General features: G+C 59.4%; 1 pseudogene. It reads left to right on the top strand.

The annotated features are described in order from the left end of the window. Positions 1-244: 244 nt before the first annotated feature. Positions 245-448 (top strand): annotated as a pseudogene (locus WN73_RS11595) (integrase core domain-containing protein); the annotation flags it as partial. Between the last annotated feature and the right edge of the window lie 76 nt (positions 449-524).

Below are 524 nucleotides of genomic sequence, written 5' to 3'. Positions count from 1 at the left end.
TCATCTCTCCCTCCATGGTCAGTGCGAAAGGGAGCTGCGGGCAACACGACAATTACGGATCCGCGCTCGCAGCGCATCCGGGCTAGTCGCAGGGGCGGCCAGATAACGACCTCGAACTCGCAGTTCATGTCAGTGCGACGGCCTGCCCGCACTTGCGTGCTCCCGGTGCCCCGAGGCCCGGATCGGTCTACGCTAATGGGCTAGATCGAGTCTGGAAACACGGGACACCGGCTACATCATGCCGGATAACGCGTTCATCGAGGCCTTCAACGGCCGCTTCCGGGCGGAATGCCTCAACGCCCATTGGTTCCTGTCCCTTGCAGACGCCCAGGAAAAAGTGGAGACTTGGCGCAGATACTATAACGAGGAACGGCCCCACGGGGCGATCGGCAATCGGCCGCCGATTTTGCTGCAAAATCACGCCGGCGCCACCAGCCCGCCAACGTGATGAGAGGCGCAAAACTCTAGAACCTATCTCAAAATTGAAGATCAGCGTCGATCGGCTATAAAGGAAAGATGATTCG

The organism is Bradyrhizobium sp. CCBAU 45394, from assembly GCF_028128655.1.
In the GTDB taxonomy this organism is placed as follows: domain Bacteria; phylum Pseudomonadota; class Alphaproteobacteria; order Rhizobiales; family Xanthobacteraceae; genus Bradyrhizobium; species Bradyrhizobium diazoefficiens.
Note: the sequence above shows the minus strand (reverse complement) of the source record. Positions and strands in the feature narration are given on the sequence as shown.